Raw genomic sequence first — 18,535 nt, forward strand, 5'->3', positions numbered from 1 at the left:
AGCTTTATGAAAAGTCTCTTATTTAAAAACTTCTCTTGGAGTTTTATTGGAAGTTCAATATATGCGTTAAGTCAATGGATTTTAATAATAACGATAATGAGAGTTGGAAGTCCGCATGACGCGGGTGTTTATTCTTTAGGGCTGGCTTTATCGGCTCCAATAATAATGTTGATCAATTTAAATTTTCGAGCAATGCAATCTACTGATTTATCCATTAGATTTGGATTTAATGCTTTTAAAGTTACCAGAATACTAGGAAACGCGTTATTTTTTTGTGTTTTTTTAATAATTTTGGCTATTACTAATTATAATATTGAAATAGCAACAGCTTTGGTTTTAATTGCATTAATTAAAATTATAGAATCCTTCTCGGATTTATATTACGGTCTTTTTCAATACAATGAACGCCTAGATTTAGTTGCTAAATCTACTATTTTAAGAGGAGTTCTAGGTACATTGCTTTTTGGGTTTGGATACTATATTTTTAAAGACCTCAGCCTTGCGCTAGTTTTGATGCTTGTAATGTGGACATTAAATTTAATATTCTTTGACATTAAAAATGGAAAATATTTCTTGAAAGAAATGCAATCAGAGGCAAAAAATTTAAAAATAAAAAGTTTAATTAAAATTGGGTTACCGATAGGTCTAGTTTCTTTTATTGCTTCACTTAATGTAAATATTCCAAGGCTAGTTTTTGAACAGTATTTAACATTAGAGGATTTAGGATATTTTACTGCGATTTTTTATTTAGTTTTAGTAATTGGTAAATTTATGACTTCACTATCAAGCGCTACTCTACCAAGGATGGCCAACTTGTATGAAAATGGTAATTTGATTTCGTTTTTCAAAATATTTAAGTTAATAATGTTTTTATTAATGTTTTTCTCATCTTTGACAATTATGATTTCTTATTTTTGGGGATCTGAACTATTATTATTTGTATATGGGGAGGATTATTATAGTCTCAATATTTTATTGATTTTGATTATGATTTATGGATTATTTAATTATTTAGGATTTGCCTTTGAAATAGGGTTAAATGCAATGAAAAAATATGAATTCAGATTGTATATTGAAATATTTGTTACTTTAGCAGTTATTTTTAGCTCTATTTACTTTATACCTAACTTCGGTTTAAACGGTGGGGCTATTGCGTTAATTATTTCAGCAATTTTTAAGACTATTTTGTTAACAGTTCTGTTCATGTTTAAATATAAAGCTTTAAATATAAAGCTATGAATAGGGGGGTTAAACATTAACCAAAATAAATTATCTTCTTATTTGATAGGCTTTTCATTGTTTCAGTTTGGTATACTTCAACCCCTTGCTATTATATCAGGTTCACAAGCTATAATAGCCGTATCCACCATTGCTATCTTTACTATACTATTAATAATCTATAAATTTAAATTCAAAAAATATGTAATTAGTTTTCTTACTTTATTAACATTATTTTTTCTGACAAACTACTTTTTGTTTGGAAATCGGGAAGTTACATTAGTAATATTTATGGAATTTCTTATGAAAAGTTTTTCGTTGTTTATTATTGGAAGTTTCCCCTTTTTAACTCCATATTTAAAGAAGTCTTTTTATTTTTTTGCTATTTTAAATTTTATTGCTTTAACTATCATAGTAATTTTAGGATTTGTGGAATCAATAAGTTATATGAGATTCGGGTATGCAATGTTACCGACTCTTCTAGTTTCAATTTATGCATTAAGAGATATTAGTATTATTAAGTACAAATTACTTTGGATATTAATATGTTTTAGTAGTTTTATAATAATATTTATTTATGGAAGTAGAGGACCACTAGTTGGACTACTAATATTTATATTTATTATTTTATTTCTGGATGTTAAAGCTAACTTTTTTAAAAAAATGTTCATATTTTTAATATTGATATTAGGTTATATATATACTTTTATTTATGATGGTTTCCTAAAAATTTTAGACTTTATATATTTTGAGTTAAACTTACAAACATATTCCATAATAAAATTGAAGGTGATGGTTGAACGTGGATTAGCCGAATCAAGTTCAGGGAGAGATTATTTGTATGAAAGTTTCTTTGAGCAGATTAAATCAAATCCAATATTCGGAAGTGGTATAGGTATAACACAAGAAGTATGGGGAGTAACCCCACATAATTTATTTCTTCAAATAATGTTAGAGTTTGGTTTTGTAGGGTTAGTGATATTTATTGGTTTAGGAGGACTAGCATTTTATTTTCTTGCAAGAATAAGAAGGGTAAATAATGATTTATTTTTATTAATATCTATTATTTTTTCTGTTTCTGTTGGTAGATTATTAGTAAGTTCAGATATTTGGTTGCGCCAAGAACTATGGTTATTCATATCAATATTAATTAATGCTTTTCTAATGAGTAATCTTAAAATTTTTTCAAATAGATGAATAAAAATATCTTATTAATTTTAGGAAAATCGTTGTTAACCTCTGACCTAGCAGTTGTAACTATTGATCACTCAGATGTGGACTATTCATTTGTTCAGCTCCATGCAAAGGCTACATTTTATACTAAAAATGTAATGAAAGATGTTACAAACAGAGAAAATGTTGAATTATTATAGGGGGAGCCATAAAGGCTTCCTCCTTAATTTGATAATTAAGGAGAATATAGAAATGCATTATTTTGTACATGAAAGTAGTTATATAGATAATGATGTTAAAGTAGGAGATGGTACAAAGGTATGGCACTTTAGTCATGTACATACAGGAGTTCGTATAGGTGAGAATTGTTCTCTTGGTCAGAATGTTAATGTTGGTAACAACGTCAAAATTGGAAATGGTGTGAAGATTCAAAATAACGTTTCAGTATACGAGGGTGTAGAATTAGAAGATTATGTATTTTGCGGACCTTCTATGGTCTTTACTAATGATTTAACACCAAGAAGTAAATATCCTAAAGGTAGTGAAGGATATAAAAAAACTCTCGTGAAATACGGAGCATCAATTGGAGCGAATGCAACTGTTGTCTGTGGTAATACGATTGGCCGTTGGGCTATGATTGCCTCTGGTGCAGTTGTTACAAAGGAAGTTCCAGATTATGCATTGGTTGCAGGAGTTCCGGCTAAACAGATTGGTTGGGTATGTGAATGTGGTGTGCCGGTCAAAAACAACTATGATTGTAAGGACTGTGGAAGGTCCTATACGTTAAGAGATGGGCAATTAAAAGAAAAATAGCTTTCAGGAGAGATGAATATGCAATTTAGAGATTTAAAGATACAGTATGAACAGCATAAACCACTTATTGATTCTGCAATTCAAGAAGTGTTGACCAGGGCAAATTTTATTGGCGGCAAGCAAGTTAAAGACTTGGAAGACCAATTAGCTGAGTATGTTGGTGTGAAACATTGTATTACATGTGCAAATGGAACAGATGCGTTATCTCTTGTTTTAATGGCTTGGGATGTTAAAGAAGGCGATGCTGTATTCGTACCTGACTTTACTTTTTTCTCCACGGGGGAAGTGGTTTCATATAACGGTGCGACACCAATTTTTGTGGATGTGGATGAGATAACATTTAATCTTGATCCTAATAAATTGAAGCAATCTATTGAAAAAGTAAAACTTGAGGGGAATTTGAATCCGAAAGTAGTTATTCCTGTTGACCTGTTTGGACTTCCTGCTAATTACGAGGAAATTGAAAAAATTGCTAAACAAAATAACTTGTTAGTACTTGAAGATGGAGCACAAGGTTTTGGTGGAAGTATTAATGGTAAAATGGCTTGTAGCTTTGGAGATGCCGCTACGACTTCCTTTTTCCCTGCTAAACCACTAGGGTGCTATGGAGATGGTGGTGCCATTTTTACGAATGATGATCGTACAGCTGAATTGTTAAAATCATATAAAGTACATGGAAAAGGTACCAACAAGTATGACAATGTAAGAATTGGCGTTAATTCAAGACTAGATACTATTCAAGCTGCAATATTACAAGTTAAATTAAAAGCTTTCAGGGAACAAGAACTTGACGGTGTAAATAATGCTTATGCGCTTTATAATCAGAGGTTAAGTAGTATTGTAAAAACACCCTTCATTCCTGAGGGTTATTATTCAAGCTTTGCTCAATATACGATAAAACTTGATTCAAAAGAACAACGAGATTCATTGCAGGCTAAGCTAAAAGAAAACGAGATTCCTAGTATGATTTATTATATAAAGCCAATGCATCGCCAACAAGCATTCTCAGATTTAGAATTTGAGGAAAGGGATTTTGAGGTGACAAATAAACTTTGTGATACAGTATTATCATTACCAATGCATCCTTATCTTAAAGAAAAAGAAATTGAGAAAGTATGCGATGTGATACTTGGATTTTTTAATAACTAATTTCTAAAAAAGGAAAGATGAGGTTTCATTATGAATTTTGCAATCATTGGATGTGGATTTATAGCTAAGAAACACGCTGCAGCTATTAGTCAAACTGAATCAGCAAAGCTTGTAGCTGTATGTGATAAAGTTACAGATACAATGCAGTTTTATAAAGAAGAGTACGGTGCAAATGACTATAACAACTTAGAGGTTATGCTAGAAAAAGAGAAAATCGATGTTGTTTGTATTTGTACTCCAAGTGGATACCATGCGTCTATCGCGGTACAAGTAGCTGAAGCTAAGAAACATATCGTTGTAGAAAAACCTATTGCTATGACATTAGGGGATACAGAAAGAATAATAGAAGCTTGTAGAGTTAATGAGGTGAAATTATCTGTTGTACATCCTAATCGTTTTAGACCGGTAGTGCAAGAATTGAGGAAGATATTGGACCAAGGATTATTAGGGGAAGTTAGTCATGCAAGTTGTATGGTGAATTGGAATAGAAATCAAGAGTATTATGATCAAGCCACTTGGAGAGGTACTAAAGAATATGATGGTGGAGTTTTGATGAACCAAGCTATTCATAATCTTGATTTACTACTATGGTTCTTGGGGAAGCCAAAACAAGTTTTTAGTATGGAAGCCACTAGGTTCCGTAATATAGAAGCTGAAGACGTTTCTGTAGGTACCATTCAATTTGAGACTGGTGCGCTTGGAACAGTTGAGGCTTCTACCACGGTGTATCCTAAAAATTATGAAGAATCAATCACTATATTTGGAGAAAAGGGAACTGTAAAAATCGGTGGTACTAATGCGCTATACTTTGAACATTTAGAAATTGAAGATATGACTGATAACCAAAGACAAGATTTAAAAGAAAGTATTAAAGCAGATCCATGGGGGACTCCAGGTCACCAGTGGATTATTGAGGACATGGTTAATGCTATTAGTGAAAATCGAGAGCCAGCAGTTACTGGTGAAGACGGTAAAAATGCTCTAAAACTAGTATTAACTTTCTATGAATCTGCTAAACTAAACCAACCAGTGCAATTTTAATATTAAGCTAAGTAAAATATATAATGAGCAGCTAATCTTTATAGGTCAGCTGCTCTATTTTTATGGAGGGATTTTAATGGGAAGTGAAAACTTAAAGAACTTGATGCTAGAAATAAAAGAATACAGTGAAAAGAATATAGAAGTAGATAAAAATGAAGTTCTTGATTTAATAAAAAATAGACTAGTAAAGAGTTTAGAGCTTAATAATCATTAAATAATATATTTAAATTTTATTGCTTACTAAAGAAGAGGAATGACTTTTTTATACTTTCGTTTTATTTCTTTAGTGAGTAATTTTGATTAAGTTAATGGATAAAAGGAGTGACACACAACGTTGAAGTTGTTTGATAGTTTACCTAAGTCAATAAAGAAAACAATCAGATATATTCATCAAGATGTAACTTCAGTAGAGAAATTAGAAGAAATTGAAAGGCAGTTACTCTATAATCTCTGGTGGATGTGTGCCTCGGGGAAGCGCCGGGACGGTTCTGATGCTTCCTACCTGTAAAAAGATATAAAAAGAGTTTTTTTTACGAGAAATGTCTTGAAAATGACTTTTCTCAAATTTGAATTGAGTGAATGTTAATTCATTGATTAATCATAGCAGGTAGGGTTGGTATAGCTGGGACTTAGAAAAGCGAGATGGTCGTTATTTAGAAGTGAGTGAGATGAAATTGTTTTGATAGTACAGCAAGCGCAAGGTCAGTTAACAGGAAGCGCGGGGACGGTTCTTTGCTTCCGGCAAGGGAGTTATTCAAGGTGTGGGAAGCAAGTAGAAGCCGTCCCCGAGCTTCCTTTTTTATTTTGAGAACTTTTGTTCCCCTTTTTTGGTTTTTTGTGCTATATTATTTTCACCGTATGATTTTCTTCGAATTCTCCTTAATTTCTTTCCTCAGTGTAATACCTTTCCTTAACTTCTATTATTTCTTTTGTTTTTTGCCTTATGTCCTCTATGTGGATACTCCTTTATTCTTTAATGCTCCCCTTACATTCTTCAATCTTGTTTTTTATCTCTTGTTCTTTGTCTAATTTATTTACAAAGGTGGTGGTTGTGTGCCTCGAGGGGCGAGGTTGAAAAGCCGAACTGGGATTTATCATATGATGTGGAGAGGATCTAGCGGGCAAGAGATCTTTCATGACGACGATGACCGTACTCAGTTCCTTGAATTCGTTAAAAAATATAAACAGCGTTTTAATATGAAGGTATACGCCTGGTGTTTGATGAGTAATCATGTACATTTCCTCATAAAAGAAGGCAATGAACCGGTTTCCGATACGATGAAACGGATCGGTGTGTGCTTTGTTAAGTTTTACAATTGGAAATATAGGATATCTGGCCATTTATTTCAGGACCGTTTTAAAAGTGAGTGCGTGGAAACCGATCAGTATCTCCTAACGGTTGTCAGATATATTCATCAGAATCCGGTAAAAGCGGGAATGGTCACCCGTGTTGATGAGTGGAAGTGGAGAAGCTGTCCTTGGTTTTACAAAGGTGCAGGTGCACTCTTTGGTGAACTTCTGGATCCACGTTTTGTATTATCTCAGTTTGCGAACAACATGGTGAAGTTTAAAGAGTTTAATGAGAGTGTCAATGATAATCAGTGTCTCGATATAGAGACGACGAGTCAGAGGTTAACAGATGACGAAGGAAGGGCATTGATTGTGGAGCTTTTGAGGACTACCTTGAATATTGCACAAGTTAAGAGATGGGAACGGTTCTGATGCTTCATGGCACACTGGAAGGTGTGCTCACGAAAAATATTAAAGAGAAGTTGTAACCCTCTGTCATTTTGTGGTTTAGTTCTTCAAAATTACCTTAATGTTGGTCCTTCTCATTACGTATTCAGAACTTAATCAAGACGGGCGAGATTCAGACAGGTGGATAAACTAAGTAAAGCTAGTTTTAATTTTTTTCAATAATCACTCAAGGTGTCTTAACCGTGCGGGAGACGACGCAGCGGGTCTTGCGATTTCCGAGAAGATGCGAGCGCAGATCAATGGTTTGGACCAGGCAAGCCGTAATGGCCAGGACGGCATCTCATTAATTCAAACGGCTGAGGGTGCTCTTGATGAAACACACTCGATCCTGCAGCGTATGCGCGAACTTGCTGTACAGGCAGCGAATGATACAAACGTTGATGTGGACCGTAACGAGATCCAAAAAGAAATGAACCAATTGACTTCTGAGATCAACCGTATCGGTAACACGACAGAGTTTAACACGCAAAACCTGTTAAACGGAGGAAACTCTCTGGAAGGAGTGGCTGTAGATCCGTTGTCAGGTGGATCAGATGCAGTAGCAGCTCAGGTTACGATTGATTTTTCATCTGGTGATAATATCACTACAGAACTAACAGTTGAAATTGATGGGGTTAGCCTTACAGAAGGAACGGACTTCAATGCCGGGGCTGATTTAGCTGAAACACTAGCAAATATTGCGACAGCCATGAATGATGAGGGAAGTTCTGACTATACCTTTGAAGCTGTCGGTGAGACTTTGGTATTAACTCAAAAAACTGCTGGCGATGATCCAGCTACTCCGCCGGCTGCAACAGGAACCTGGATTGAGGAAGACGGAGAACAAAGCTCTTCTGTAACAAGAAATTATGTGGCTGCTGAAGCTGCAACTGGACAGATCACTGTTGATCCAGGTTCAGAAATTACTGCTGGAACCGTATTTACTATTGGTGATCAAGCATTTGAACTTACTGATGGGGGGGCTGCAAGTGCGGGTAACGTTGCTGTAGATATTTCTACATTAAGCGGTAATGAAGATATCTTAGGTGCGTTAAACACTGTAATTAATGCAAATTCACCTGCAGGTGTTGATTCAGTTTCAGTGAATGCTTCGACAGGTGTGATTTCTGTAAATGCTGTTGCTGGGGATGCAGGTAACTCTCTTCAGTTAAGTGTATCTAAAATTGGAGAAACTGCAGGATTCTCTGCCAACTTCCAAATCGGTGCAAACCAGGGTCAGTCGATGACAATTGAAATTGCTGATATGAGAGCAGGCGCTCTTGGAATCAGCGGTGTTTCTGATGCTGCTGCCAATGGTGTAGGCGGTAAAGATGCGGGTGCTGTATTCACAGATGCCCATGATGTAAGTAACGGAACTGACAACGCAAAGTCCGAATCTGCCCTTGATGTTTCTACACATGAAAATGCATCTGCCGCGGTTGAAGTATTAAATCAGGCGATTGAAAGTGTATCTGCACAGCGTTCTGAGCTTGGTGCGTTCCAAAACCGTTTGGAGCACACGATTTCAAACTTAAACAATGCTTCTGAGAACCTGTCCGCTGCGGAATCCCGTATCCGTGACGTAGATATGGCTGCAGAGATGATGGAGATGACTCGTACAAATATCCTTTCTCAGGCGTCTCAATCTATGCTTGCACAGGCAAACCAACAGCCACAATCCGTTCTGCAACTTCTAGGTTAATAATAAAAAAGCCTCCAATATAAACTGACCTAGTTATATGAGACAGTAATAAAACACCTTCCTAGGCTGCCATATCACCAAACTCTATTGGTGTGTGGTAGCCTAATTTTTCTTGGATACGCTCATCGTTATAATACCTCATAAATTGATCTACACGTTCCTTTACTTCTTCTAAAGACAACGAATTGAATTTAACATACTGAAATTCTTCTGATTTCAGGGTCGAATGGAAAGACTCAATAACTGCGTTGTCCCAACAGTTTCCTCGGCGTGACATACTACTGACTAAATTCTTTTCTTTAATCCGATTTTGATAAGCATAAGAAGAATAAACACTTCCTTGATCTGAATGGATGATGACTCCTTTAGGGTTTCCTCGCGTTTCCAGTGCTTCATCCAAGGTATCAATCACCAAAGGGATTTGTTGATGAGTATAAAGCTTATAAGCAACGATTTGGTTATTAAACAAGTCCATGATCGTGGATAAATATGAAGTGTCTGGACCATAGTGAATGTAGGTTACATCCGTTACCCACTTTTGGTTAGGTTTGCTTGCGTGAAATTCTCGCTGTAATAAATTTGGCGCGACAATGACAGATTCCCCTTGAGATTTCCACCTTCTTTTTTGCTTTACTCTACATTGAAGGTGGAATTTCTGCATGATCCGTTGAACAGTATTACGGTTCAATTTGATATGATAGTTACGTTTTAATAGTTCCTTGATTTTACGATGACCATATCGATACTTTGTTTTTTCGCAAAGGTAAATAATCGTTTCCTCTTCCTTAGACAACTCGACTGGTTGCGCAGATACCCAGCGATAATAGGTGGATCTGGGAACATTTAAAGCTGATAAGATAGCTGAAACTGTATATTTTTTTCGTGAAGTCTGGACTAGTTGGAGGACGATTTCTTTTTCAGCTCCTTTTCGATCTCCAAATACTTTTTTAATATTTCATTTTCCTGCTTCAAATGATTTATTTGACGTTCTTTTTTCTCTTCATCACTTGAACTGTCAGGTCCATGACCATATGAATATTGTTTCCCTATTGGTTGATCGAATCGATGAACCTGATTTTCACGATACCATTTCATCCACGTTTTGATTTGAGACACATTTTTAATCCCATATTTCTCCATGATCTCCTGGTTCGTATACTGACCACTCATCTTATCTTTCACTACTGCCCACTTAACTTCATTTGAATATACGTTTTTGCCCATGCAAAAACACCTCCGAATTAGCACTTTGTTTAAGTGTACCATTTCGAAGGTGTTTTATAGTGTCTCATTAATTTAGGTTAGTCTAATATGGGGGCTTTTTTTCAATTTGACTGTACTTAGTATCCAGCGTTTAATTAATCCTCTTGTTTCCGGTATTCCTTCGGTGTCACCCCGCACTTCTTCTTAAAAGTCTGGCTGAAGTACCGGGAATCTGTATAGCCTACTTTAACAGCAATCTCATAGGTTTTCAGGGATGTTTCCCGGAGGAGGCGCTTAGCTTCTGTGAGCCGTTTATCTGTAATGTAGTCTACGAAGTTTTTGCCGGTGAGCTGTTTGAACAGCTTGCTGAACTGGCTGGTGCTGATGTGAAAATAATCCGCAAGCTCGGCCTGGCTTAATTGCAGGTTGAAGTTGGAGTCTATGTAGTGCACGGCTTTTGTAATATCCACCGTATACTGTGTACTTTGGTACAGCGTATATCCGCATTCATTGGCCAGGTCCGTTTGTTCGATTGCCCATTTTGCTTCCTCATACAGCCGGGACCAGTCCGTTATTAATTCAGATACTGAGCTTACGCCTGCCGTTTGTGGCTTAAGGGTCGATAACAGCGATTCGATATGATGTGGCCAGCTCCTGCTGTCAGTAATGTTATAGATAAGAAGTTCCAGTTTATAAGGGTCGGCACTTATATTGAGATGGGCAAAGTCAGTATAGTGATCGGTAATTTCCTCACAGGATTCCTTCAGGTCCACAATAACGAAACCGAATGGAGGAGAGGGAGTGAAATAATCTTTCAGGCGAGCGATGTTTTCATTTGCTGGGTGAGAGACAACCTCCCGTGTGAGGAGGGAGATTATGTCTTTTTTTTCACTGCGGTCTGTTTCAAGCTCTCCGAGTATTTTCTCCATCGTTGTTCGAAGCTCATCTTCGTCCGTCGGCTTCAGCAGCAGATCCCTGGCTCCCAGCTTCAATGCTTTTTGGGCATATTCAAATTCATTGTGACCTGTCAGGATGATGCTTTTCATGTCGGGATATCTCTCTGAACAGTGCTCCATTAACGCCAGTCCATCCATCCCGGCCATACGTATGTCCGTTAACAGGATATCGGGTTCGTGAAGTGCGATAAGAGAAGCCGCTTCTTTTCCATTTGAGGCTGCTCCGAGTACATTGATCCCCCATTCTGACCAGGGGATCGTTTTTAATAAGCCCTCGCGTATAAGCCATTCGTCATCAACAATTAATAGTGTTGTCATGCGGATTCCTCCCTGTAGGCGGGCAAGGTTATGGAGAATTTTGTTCCTTCGTTTTCCTTCGTTTCAATATGCCATGTAAAATCATTTCCGTAATATAAAAACACTCTTCGTTTGACGTTTTGAAGTCCTATTCCTGTTCCTTTAGATTGTAATGGTTTTTCCAGATTAATCCTGTCTAACGTTTTACTGTCTATACCTGCCCCGTCATCTTCTACGATAATCTTCAGGCTGTTTGAAATCATTGTAATCGTAATGGAAAGATTGCCTTTTTCCACTTTTCCTTCAAGCCCGTGGCTGATGGCGTTCTCTACGAGAGGCTGAAGCAGAAGGGAAGGAATGAGGGCTTTCTTTGCTTCTTCATCTACATGCAAATGAATATTAAACTGGTCCCGGTAGCGTACTTCCTGAATATTTAAATAGTTTTTGAGCTGCTTAATGTCTTCTTCCAAAGGAACAAGGTCATCCCCCCGCTTGATGGAATACCTCATAATTTCCCCTAATGAAACTACCAGCTTGCTAATCTCTTTTGCACCATTTAAACGAGCCATCCAATTGACGGTTTCGAGTGTATTATACAAAAAGTGAGGATTAATTTGAGCCTGAAGGGCTTTAATCTCGGACTCTTTCAGACGGATCTTTTTCTCATAATTCTCCTGAATCAGGTTGCTCACCCTTCCTAGCATCTGGTTAAAGCGTCGGGCGAATATGCCGATATCATCGTTGTACTTCGGTGCAAACCGGGCTGTCAGGTCCCCTTTTTCCACCGTTCTCATGACTTTCATCACTTTATACAAAGGATCAGTGACTGTCTTGGACAGGAAGTAAGCGAGCCAGGATGAGATGATAATTCCCAGTATGGCAAAGCTCCAAGTAAGATTTCTGATCAGACTGTTCTTTTCATGAATCAGTCCGATTGGTGTAAGACTGACAATTTTAAAGCCCGTATCTTCAGCCGTGTCATAGGTGAGCACAGAGGCCTGACTTTCCCACTCTGCTTCAAAGAAACCCTGATCGCCCTGGATGACGCGGGGTAAAAAATCATAGCTCAGACGGGTACCCACAATCTCTTTATTCGGCTGGCTTGAGATGATATAGCCCTGTTCATCCAATAAAAACAGCTGATCGTTAAGGTGTTTGCCTCCCGTGGCATAAATGTCCGAGAGTGCTGATTCATAAATATCGATCATTAAGTAGCCGAGAGGTTCTTGTGTACTGTGGTCATGAAGCATTCTGCCGGATGTCAGAACCACCTCCTGCATTTCCTCCGGCCTGATCGAATAGTGGGTATCCCAGATGTTTTTTCCGTCAGCCGCCTGGGCCTTTCTGAAGGCGCCCCAGTTTTCCCGGATGTGATTGTAGTGAGGAGGCAGGTGCTGGGTGGAAAAATAGCGGTCTCCATTGGCTCCGATGATGTAAATGCTCACATCCCAGTTTTTGGCCCCCATGACTGTATCAAAGAGGCGCTCTATCTGTTGCAGGTCTTCATCCTTTTCCTCCGGGCTACGGTATGGATCTTTATTTAAAATCTCCTGAATCTCCCCATTTTTATAGAGAAAGAGAGACAACTGCTCAACATCGTTTATAAAATAAGTCAGGTTATTGTTCACCTGCTTAAGCCGCTCCAGTTCACCTTCACTGATTTCTTCCTGCATCAGTTTTGTTACATAGTTGTAGGAAAACAGACCGAGTAAGGAGACGGGGATAAATGCCGTGACAATAATCAGGGCAATTAACTTGGTTCGCAAATTTAAACTCAAAAAACGACGAATCATCCTCCCATTCCTCCTTCTTTTCCCCTTCTTTTTCCATATGTGACCAACGGACCGAATCGTTGGAACTGTATTTCTCATTTATAGAACTTTATGGAAAATAATCATACTAATCTCGAAAAAACACCCCACAAGAAAGCGCTTACTGAAATGATAGAATGACTATATTCTACCACGTTTTAGGAGGTGTGTTGAGGTCCTTTCGGTTTACTAAGGATCCTTTGTGGTGTTTCAATTCTGGTTTTTATACGTGCCACTCGTTGTTTGACTACTAAAAAAGGATAAGGAGCGATTGAGTTGAAAACAAGAAAAAAAGGATTAATAGTCTTTTTCGCAGTTGCTATGCTGTTTTCATTTATCATTCCCGTCAACCACCAGGCAAGCGCCGATACTCCAAGGGGAAATGAAGTAAACGTGGATGTGATGTCATTTAATATTGCTCATGGCAGAGGGATGGACGGAGTCATGGATTTGGAACGAATTGCTTCGGAGATTGAAGATTCCGGTGCTGAGATTATCGGCCTTCAGGAAGTCGACCGTCATTGGTCAGACCGAAGTGATTTTGAAGATCAGGCAAAATGGCTCGCGGAACGTCTTGATATGCATTATGCGTATGGGGCAAACCTTGACCGGGATCCGTTGGAAGAAGGAGATCCAAATCGTCAGTACGGAACCGCAGTGTTAAGTGAGTATCCAATCATTGATTCGCAAAATCACCTTCTCACTCTCATGGTTATTGAAGGAGAACACAATGAACAGCGGGGGTTATTGGAAACGGTGATTAATGTAAAAGGAAACCATATCCGATTCTTCAATACGCACCTGGGATTAAAAGAAGTCGAGCGGCTTGTTAACATTCAGGAGATCTTTGATATTGTAGATGAAGACAATAAACCAAGTATTATCGTAGGGGATTTCAATGCTTATCCAGGTGACGAAGAAATAGACTTAATGGAAAAAAGATTCGATGATGTCTTTGCGAGCCTGGGATTAAATGATGCCTATACCTTTCCTGCACCTTATGTTGATCCGGATACCGGAGAGGTAACAGAACCCAATGCGAGAATCGACTACATTTTTTCCGATAAAGACATAGAATACCAAAATGCAAGAGTGATTCATACAAGTGTATCTGATCATCTGCCGATTCTAATCGAGTTTACATTGGACAGAAGCAGACCCTATGAAAATGGAAGATAAATAGTGCGTTTAAGAGGCTGGGACATAAAGAAAGTGTTTAGCTGAAAATCCGAACAATACGCGAACATAGCGGATGAAATATACGTAGACTCCTGCGGAATGAAAAAGCAAAGGTGAGACCCCACAGTGCGCAGCACGAGGAGGTTCACCAGCTTTCCGCGGAAAGCGGAGTATATTTCAGGAGCGACTTGTTTGCACCGTATGTTATTTGTTCGGATTCTCGTTGACTAAAACACTTCTGTCCCAGCCCTTTTGCCGGCTGAAATGGTAATTGGAATAGAAGTTTGGCATACAGGAAAAAAAACATACTTTTTCAGAAAGATTACAACATTAAAATCAGTTTCAGACCTGCTACGATAGATTACAAGGAAAACGTATTACTACATTAAAGGGGGATTTATTATGAAAAAGGCAGGGTTTCTGGCTTCGTCTCTTGCAGTATTAACGGTTTTTGCAGCTGCTTGCGGCGCAGAGGATGATGCAAGCGGAGAAAGCTCATCAAATGTTGTAACCGTTTACTCACCGCACCAGTCTGAAATTATCAACCCGATTGTAAGAGAATTTCAGGAGCGTTCCGGGATTGAGGTGGACCTTGTAACCGGCGGAACAGGGGAGTTACTGAACCGGGTACAGGCTGAATCCAACAATCCGGGTGGTGACGTGTTCTGGGGCGGAGGTGCCGAGTCCCTCGAAGCCTACAATGATTATTTTGAACCGTATGTAACAAGTGAAGATGACAGCATACCGGAGGAATATAAGAGCCCTACGAACCACTGGACAGGCTTCTCCGCTTTACCGATGGTCATTATGTATAACGAAGAGATGGTCAGTGAAGAGGATGCACCTACAAGCTGGGAAGACCTTCTGGATGAGCAGTGGAAAGGGAAAATTGCCTACACGGATCCAGGCCGCTCAGGATCTTCCTATACACAGCTTGTGACGATGCTTTTTGCCTATGAAGAAAACGGAGAAAAGGGTTGGGATTTTGTTGAGCGTTTCGTGGAGAACCTTGACGGTACGATGCTTTCCGGATCGAGTATGGTATTCAGAGGTATTGCAGATGGTGAATTCCCGATCGGAATTACCCTTGAAGAAGCAGCTCACCGTTACATTGCCGGCGGGTCTCCCGTTAATGTAGCCTACCCTGAAGAGGGAACGTCAGCAGTTCCGGATGGCATGGCACTCGTGAAGGATTCAAAGAACAGTGCAGAAGCACAGGAGTTTATGGACTTCTTAGTGAGTGAGGATGTACAGGAAATGATTGTAGAAGAATTTAACCGTCGTTCCATTCGTGAGGATATTGATCCTCCTGAAGGTCTTGTAGACTCTTCAGAGATCCCAATGGTCGATTACGACTTTGAATGGTCTGCTGAAAATCAGGAAGAAGTCATGCAGCAGTTCCAGCAGTTAATTATGCAGCAGTAATATATTGTACTGAAAGGGATCGGGACATTTCTTGATCCCTTTTCTTTTAAGGGAGGAAAGGACATGGGAAGCATCAACATCAAAGAGGTTAGTAAACTGTTCGGAGAAACAAGAGCGGTTGACCGTGCTGATATTCAAATAAAAGAAGGGGAGTTTTTCACCCTCCTTGGTCCGAGCGGGTGTGGAAAAACCACTCTTCTCAGAATGCTTGCAGGGTTTTACAGACAGGAAGAGGGAGACATCTACTTCGATGAAAAGCTGGTCAACGACCTTCCTGCTCATAAAAGAAACATCGGTATGGTTTTTCAGAACTATGCCATCTTTCCTCACATGACGGTCTTTGACAATGTGGCTTACGGTCTGAAAGCAAGGAAGGTAGGCAAGAAGCAATTGACAGAGCGGGTAGAAGAAGCACTGGAAATGGTGGAGCTTTCCCACTTAAAAGATCGCCAGCCATCCCAGCTTAGCGGCGGACAGCAGCAAAGGGTAGCACTTGCCAGAGCCGTTGTCATTCATCCTGGTTTGTTATTGATGGACGAACCTCTCTCGAACCTGGATGCAAAGTTACGTGTGAAAATGAGGGATGACATCCGTAATCTGCAAAAGAAACTAAACATCACAACGATTTATGTCACACACGATCAAGAAGAAGCTCTGGCTGTGTCTGACCGGATTGCTGTTCTGGACAGTGGTAAAATTCAGCAGATCGGAAAGCCACATGATATTTACCTCCACCCTAAAAATAAATTCGTTGCCAACTTTATCGGCACGACCAATTTTTTGGATGGTACTGTAAGCGGGAAGACTCTTCGCGTTGGCGGAGCAGCCTATCCGATAGAGCTGAACAACAATTATGAAGGAGACGTTTTGTATTCTATCAGACCGGAGCAAATCAACATTCTTGGAGACAACGATCACAGTGAACGAGCCCTGAGCGGGGTTGTAACGGATGCGTCGTTTTTAGGAGAATCTGTCGTCTACCGTGTAGGGTTGGAAAACGGAGACGAGGTTCGTGTGCATGAACACTCTATTCGATACCATGAACTGAGGGAGATAAAGGATTACGTACGAATTGACCTTAACCCAAAAGACGCTGTGGTATTTAATGCGAGCGGGGAGGAGGTCCTCAATGAGCCCGAAACCAGTGACAACTCCTCAGTCAAATCCCTTTAAGTTTCGGCTGGATTTTTGGAACGGAATTACCATTGTTGCATTTCTTCTCATCGGTCTATTCCTTCTTTATCCGCTGTTCAATATTTTTATTAATAGTTTCTGGCAGGATGGAAGAATCTCTCTTGAAAACTACCGGGATTTCTTTTCCTACCGTTATTACTACAGTGCTCTATTTAATAGTTTTATTGTATCTACATCAGCTACGTTCTTTGCATGCTGTATCGGGATTCCGCTGGCCTATGCCATGTCCCGGTTCAATATCCCGTTTAAAGGGCTGATTAATATACTGATCGTCCTTACGTTATTATCCCCGCCGTTTATCGGAGCCTATTCCTGGATTTTAATGCTCGGAAATAACGGGTTCATCACAAACTTCCTGGGTAATTTCGGACTCGATATTCCGTCTATTTACGGGCTTCACGGGATGATCTGGGTTTTCACACTGCAATTTTACCCCCATATCTACCTTTATGTATCAGGGGCGTTGAAAACGATAGACAGTTCCTTGGAAGAAGCGTCGGAAAACCTGGGTGTTGCCGGGTGGCAGCGGATCCGTCAGGTCACATTGCCGTTAATTTTCCCAACCCTGTCTACAGGGGCGCTGATGGTATTTATGGCGTCATTTGCAGATTTTGGCACACCGATGCTGATCGGGCAGGGTGAGAAGGTACTGCCGATTCTTGCATACGAACAGTTTATCAGTGAAATGGGAACCAACCCTGCAATGGCCAGTACGTTAAGTATGATTCTATTGACGGTTACGACGCTCGTCCTGTTCGTTCAAAGGTACTTAGTAACAAAGAAAACATACACCATGAGTGCATTGCGGCCTCCTAAACTTATAAAGCTTAAATGGCCACTTCGGCTGGCAGCCACGCTGATGGTGTTCAGTGTAATCGTGGTGTCGATTATTCCGCAGGCGACGGTTATCACCACGTCTTTCCTAAAGACAAACGGGCCTGTATTTGTGCCACAGTTCAGTCTGGACAGTTATCGTGAGGTGATGTACCGGGTTCCCGGGGCGATACAAAATACGTTCACCTATGCAAGTATTTCGATCGTAATCATGGTATTTGCCGGTCTCACCTTGTCTTATGTGATTGTCAGAAGAAGCTCCAAGCTTACGTCGATATTGGATGCACTGATTATGATTCCGTATGTTATGCCGGGAACGGTGCTGGGAATCAGTCTGATCATTGCGTTTAATGAGCCGCCTATAGAACTGACGGGTACCTGGGTCATCCTTGTTATCGCCTACTGTATACGTAAACTGCCGTATACGATGAGATCGAGTACCGCCATTCTCTATCAGATTGACAAAAGCGTGGAGGAAGCGTCCATCAGTCTGGGTGTCCCGCCAATGAAGACATTCTTTAAAACCACAGCTGTGTTAATGATACCGGGTGTTTTATCGGGAGCCATTTTGAGCTGGGTAACGACGATCAATGAGTTAAGTTCAACCATTGTTCTTTACTATGGAGCAACAGCTACCATTACGGTCTCCATTTACAGTGAAGTGTTCACCGCAAACTTCGGTACAGCTGCGGCATTGGCATCGATCCTGTCGTTAAGTACGATCGTGTCGTTGATTGTGATCACCAAGTTGTCCGGGAAAAAAGAGTTCAATATCTGATTTAAAAGGAGAGTGCGAAACAGTC

15 protein-coding genes are annotated in these 18,535 nt (G+C 39.5%); 12 read left to right on the forward strand and 3 right to left on the reverse strand.

All coding sequences use genetic code 11. The features are described 5' to 3' along the window. Positions 1 to 6: 6 nt before the first annotated feature. The 8 genes from JSY36_RS07925 (at position 7) to JSY36_RS20825 (ending at position 8,833) form a co-directional block, all read left to right on the forward strand. Positions 7 to 1,239, forward strand: coding sequence for an oligosaccharide flippase family protein (locus JSY36_RS07925; protein ID WP_205165948.1), 1,233 nt, complete (start codon positions 7 to 9; stop codon positions 1,237 to 1,239). A gap of 57 nt (positions 1,240 to 1,296) precedes the next feature. Next, the gene (locus JSY36_RS07930; protein ID WP_205165949.1) at positions 1,297 to 2,415 is read left to right on the forward strand and encodes an O-antigen ligase family protein; all 1,119 of its coding nucleotides are present in this window, start codon (positions 1,297 to 1,299) and stop codon (positions 2,413 to 2,415) included. A gap of 228 nt (positions 2,416 to 2,643) precedes the next feature. Next, positions 2,644 to 3,204 carry an N-acetyltransferase gene (locus JSY36_RS07935; protein ID WP_205165950.1) on the forward strand — a complete coding sequence of 187 codons (561 nt, stop codon included), beginning with the start codon at positions 2,644 to 2,646 and terminating at the stop codon, positions 3,202 to 3,204. Positions 3,205 to 3,222: 18 nt separating this feature from the next. Continuing rightward, positions 3,223 to 4,353: a DegT/DnrJ/EryC1/StrS family aminotransferase gene (locus JSY36_RS07940; RefSeq protein WP_205165951.1), complete on the forward strand. Its 1,131-nt coding sequence runs from the start codon at positions 3,223 to 3,225 to the stop codon at positions 4,351 to 4,353. 30 nt (positions 4,354 to 4,383) lie between these two features. Further along, on the forward strand, positions 4,384 to 5,394 hold the full coding sequence (locus tag JSY36_RS07945; protein WP_205165952.1) for a Gfo/Idh/MocA family protein: 1,011 nt from the start codon (positions 4,384 to 4,386) through the stop codon (positions 5,392 to 5,394). A 76-nt stretch (positions 5,395 to 5,470) separates the two neighbouring features. Then, complete coding sequence (locus tag JSY36_RS07950; RefSeq protein ID WP_205165953.1) at positions 5,471 to 5,608, forward strand: hypothetical protein; 138 nt, start codon at positions 5,471 to 5,473, stop codon at positions 5,606 to 5,608. Positions 5,609 to 6,465: 857 nt separating this feature from the next. Next, positions 6,466 to 7,116, forward strand: coding sequence for a transposase (locus JSY36_RS07955; RefSeq protein ID WP_205165954.1), 651 nt, complete (start codon positions 6,466 to 6,468; stop codon positions 7,114 to 7,116). 259 nt (positions 7,117 to 7,375) lie between these two features. Next, positions 7,376 to 8,833: a flagellin gene (locus JSY36_RS20825; protein ID WP_419466032.1), complete on the forward strand. Its 1,458-nt coding sequence runs from the start codon at positions 7,376 to 7,378 to the stop codon at positions 8,831 to 8,833. A gap of 61 nt (positions 8,834 to 8,894) precedes the next feature. Here JSY36_RS20825 and JSY36_RS07965 read toward each other — a convergent pair. From JSY36_RS07965 to JSY36_RS07975, 3 genes are all read right to left on the reverse strand, one after another. Further along, a protein-coding gene (locus JSY36_RS07965; protein WP_205165955.1) for an IS3 family transposase occupies positions 8,895 to 10,057 on the reverse strand; the annotation gives its coding sequence in 2 pieces (ribosomal slippage) (positions 8,895 to 9,781 and positions 9,781 to 10,057; 1,164 coding nt in all). A gap of 134 nt (positions 10,058 to 10,191) precedes the next feature. After that, a complete protein-coding gene (locus JSY36_RS07970; protein ID WP_205165956.1) occupies positions 10,192 to 11,310 on the reverse strand; it encodes a response regulator transcription factor in 1,119 nt (372 codons plus the stop codon). Continuing rightward, on the reverse strand, positions 11,307 to 13,082 hold the full coding sequence (locus JSY36_RS07975) for a cache domain-containing sensor histidine kinase (RefSeq protein WP_205165957.1): 1,776 nt from the start codon (positions 13,080 to 13,082) through the stop codon (positions 11,307 to 11,309). Before JSY36_RS07975 ends, JSY36_RS07970 begins: the two co-directional genes overlap by 4 nt. A gap of 294 nt (positions 13,083 to 13,376) precedes the next feature. Between JSY36_RS07975 and JSY36_RS07980 the strand changes: the two genes are divergently transcribed. The 4 genes from JSY36_RS07980 to JSY36_RS07995 all read left to right on the forward strand — a co-directional run bounded on the left by JSY36_RS07980 (position 13,377) and on the right by JSY36_RS07995 (position 18,510). Next, positions 13,377 to 14,279: an endonuclease/exonuclease/phosphatase family protein gene (locus tag JSY36_RS07980; protein ID WP_236784654.1), complete on the forward strand. Its 903-nt coding sequence runs from the start codon at positions 13,377 to 13,379 to the stop codon at positions 14,277 to 14,279. 402 nt (positions 14,280 to 14,681) lie between these two features. Continuing rightward, complete coding sequence (locus tag JSY36_RS07985; RefSeq protein ID WP_122899413.1) at positions 14,682 to 15,704, forward strand: ABC transporter substrate-binding protein; 1,023 nt, start codon at positions 14,682 to 14,684, stop codon at positions 15,702 to 15,704. Between the two features lie 63 nt (positions 15,705 to 15,767). Beyond that, on the forward strand, positions 15,768 to 16,877 hold the full coding sequence (locus tag JSY36_RS07990) for an ABC transporter ATP-binding protein (protein WP_122899411.1): 1,110 nt from the start codon (positions 15,768 to 15,770) through the stop codon (positions 16,875 to 16,877). Further along, positions 16,834 to 18,510 (forward strand): ABC transporter permease, encoded by a 1,677-nt coding sequence (locus tag JSY36_RS07995; protein WP_122899409.1) that lies wholly within the window; start codon positions 16,834 to 16,836, stop codon positions 18,508 to 18,510. The genes JSY36_RS07990 and JSY36_RS07995 overlap by 44 nt, the downstream gene beginning before the upstream one ends. The last annotated feature ends 25 nt before the right edge of the window (positions 18,511 to 18,535 follow it).

Source organism: Alteribacter salitolerans, assembly GCF_016901055.1.
GTDB lineage: Bacteria > Bacillota > Bacilli > Bacillales > Salisediminibacteriaceae > Alteribacter > Alteribacter keqinensis.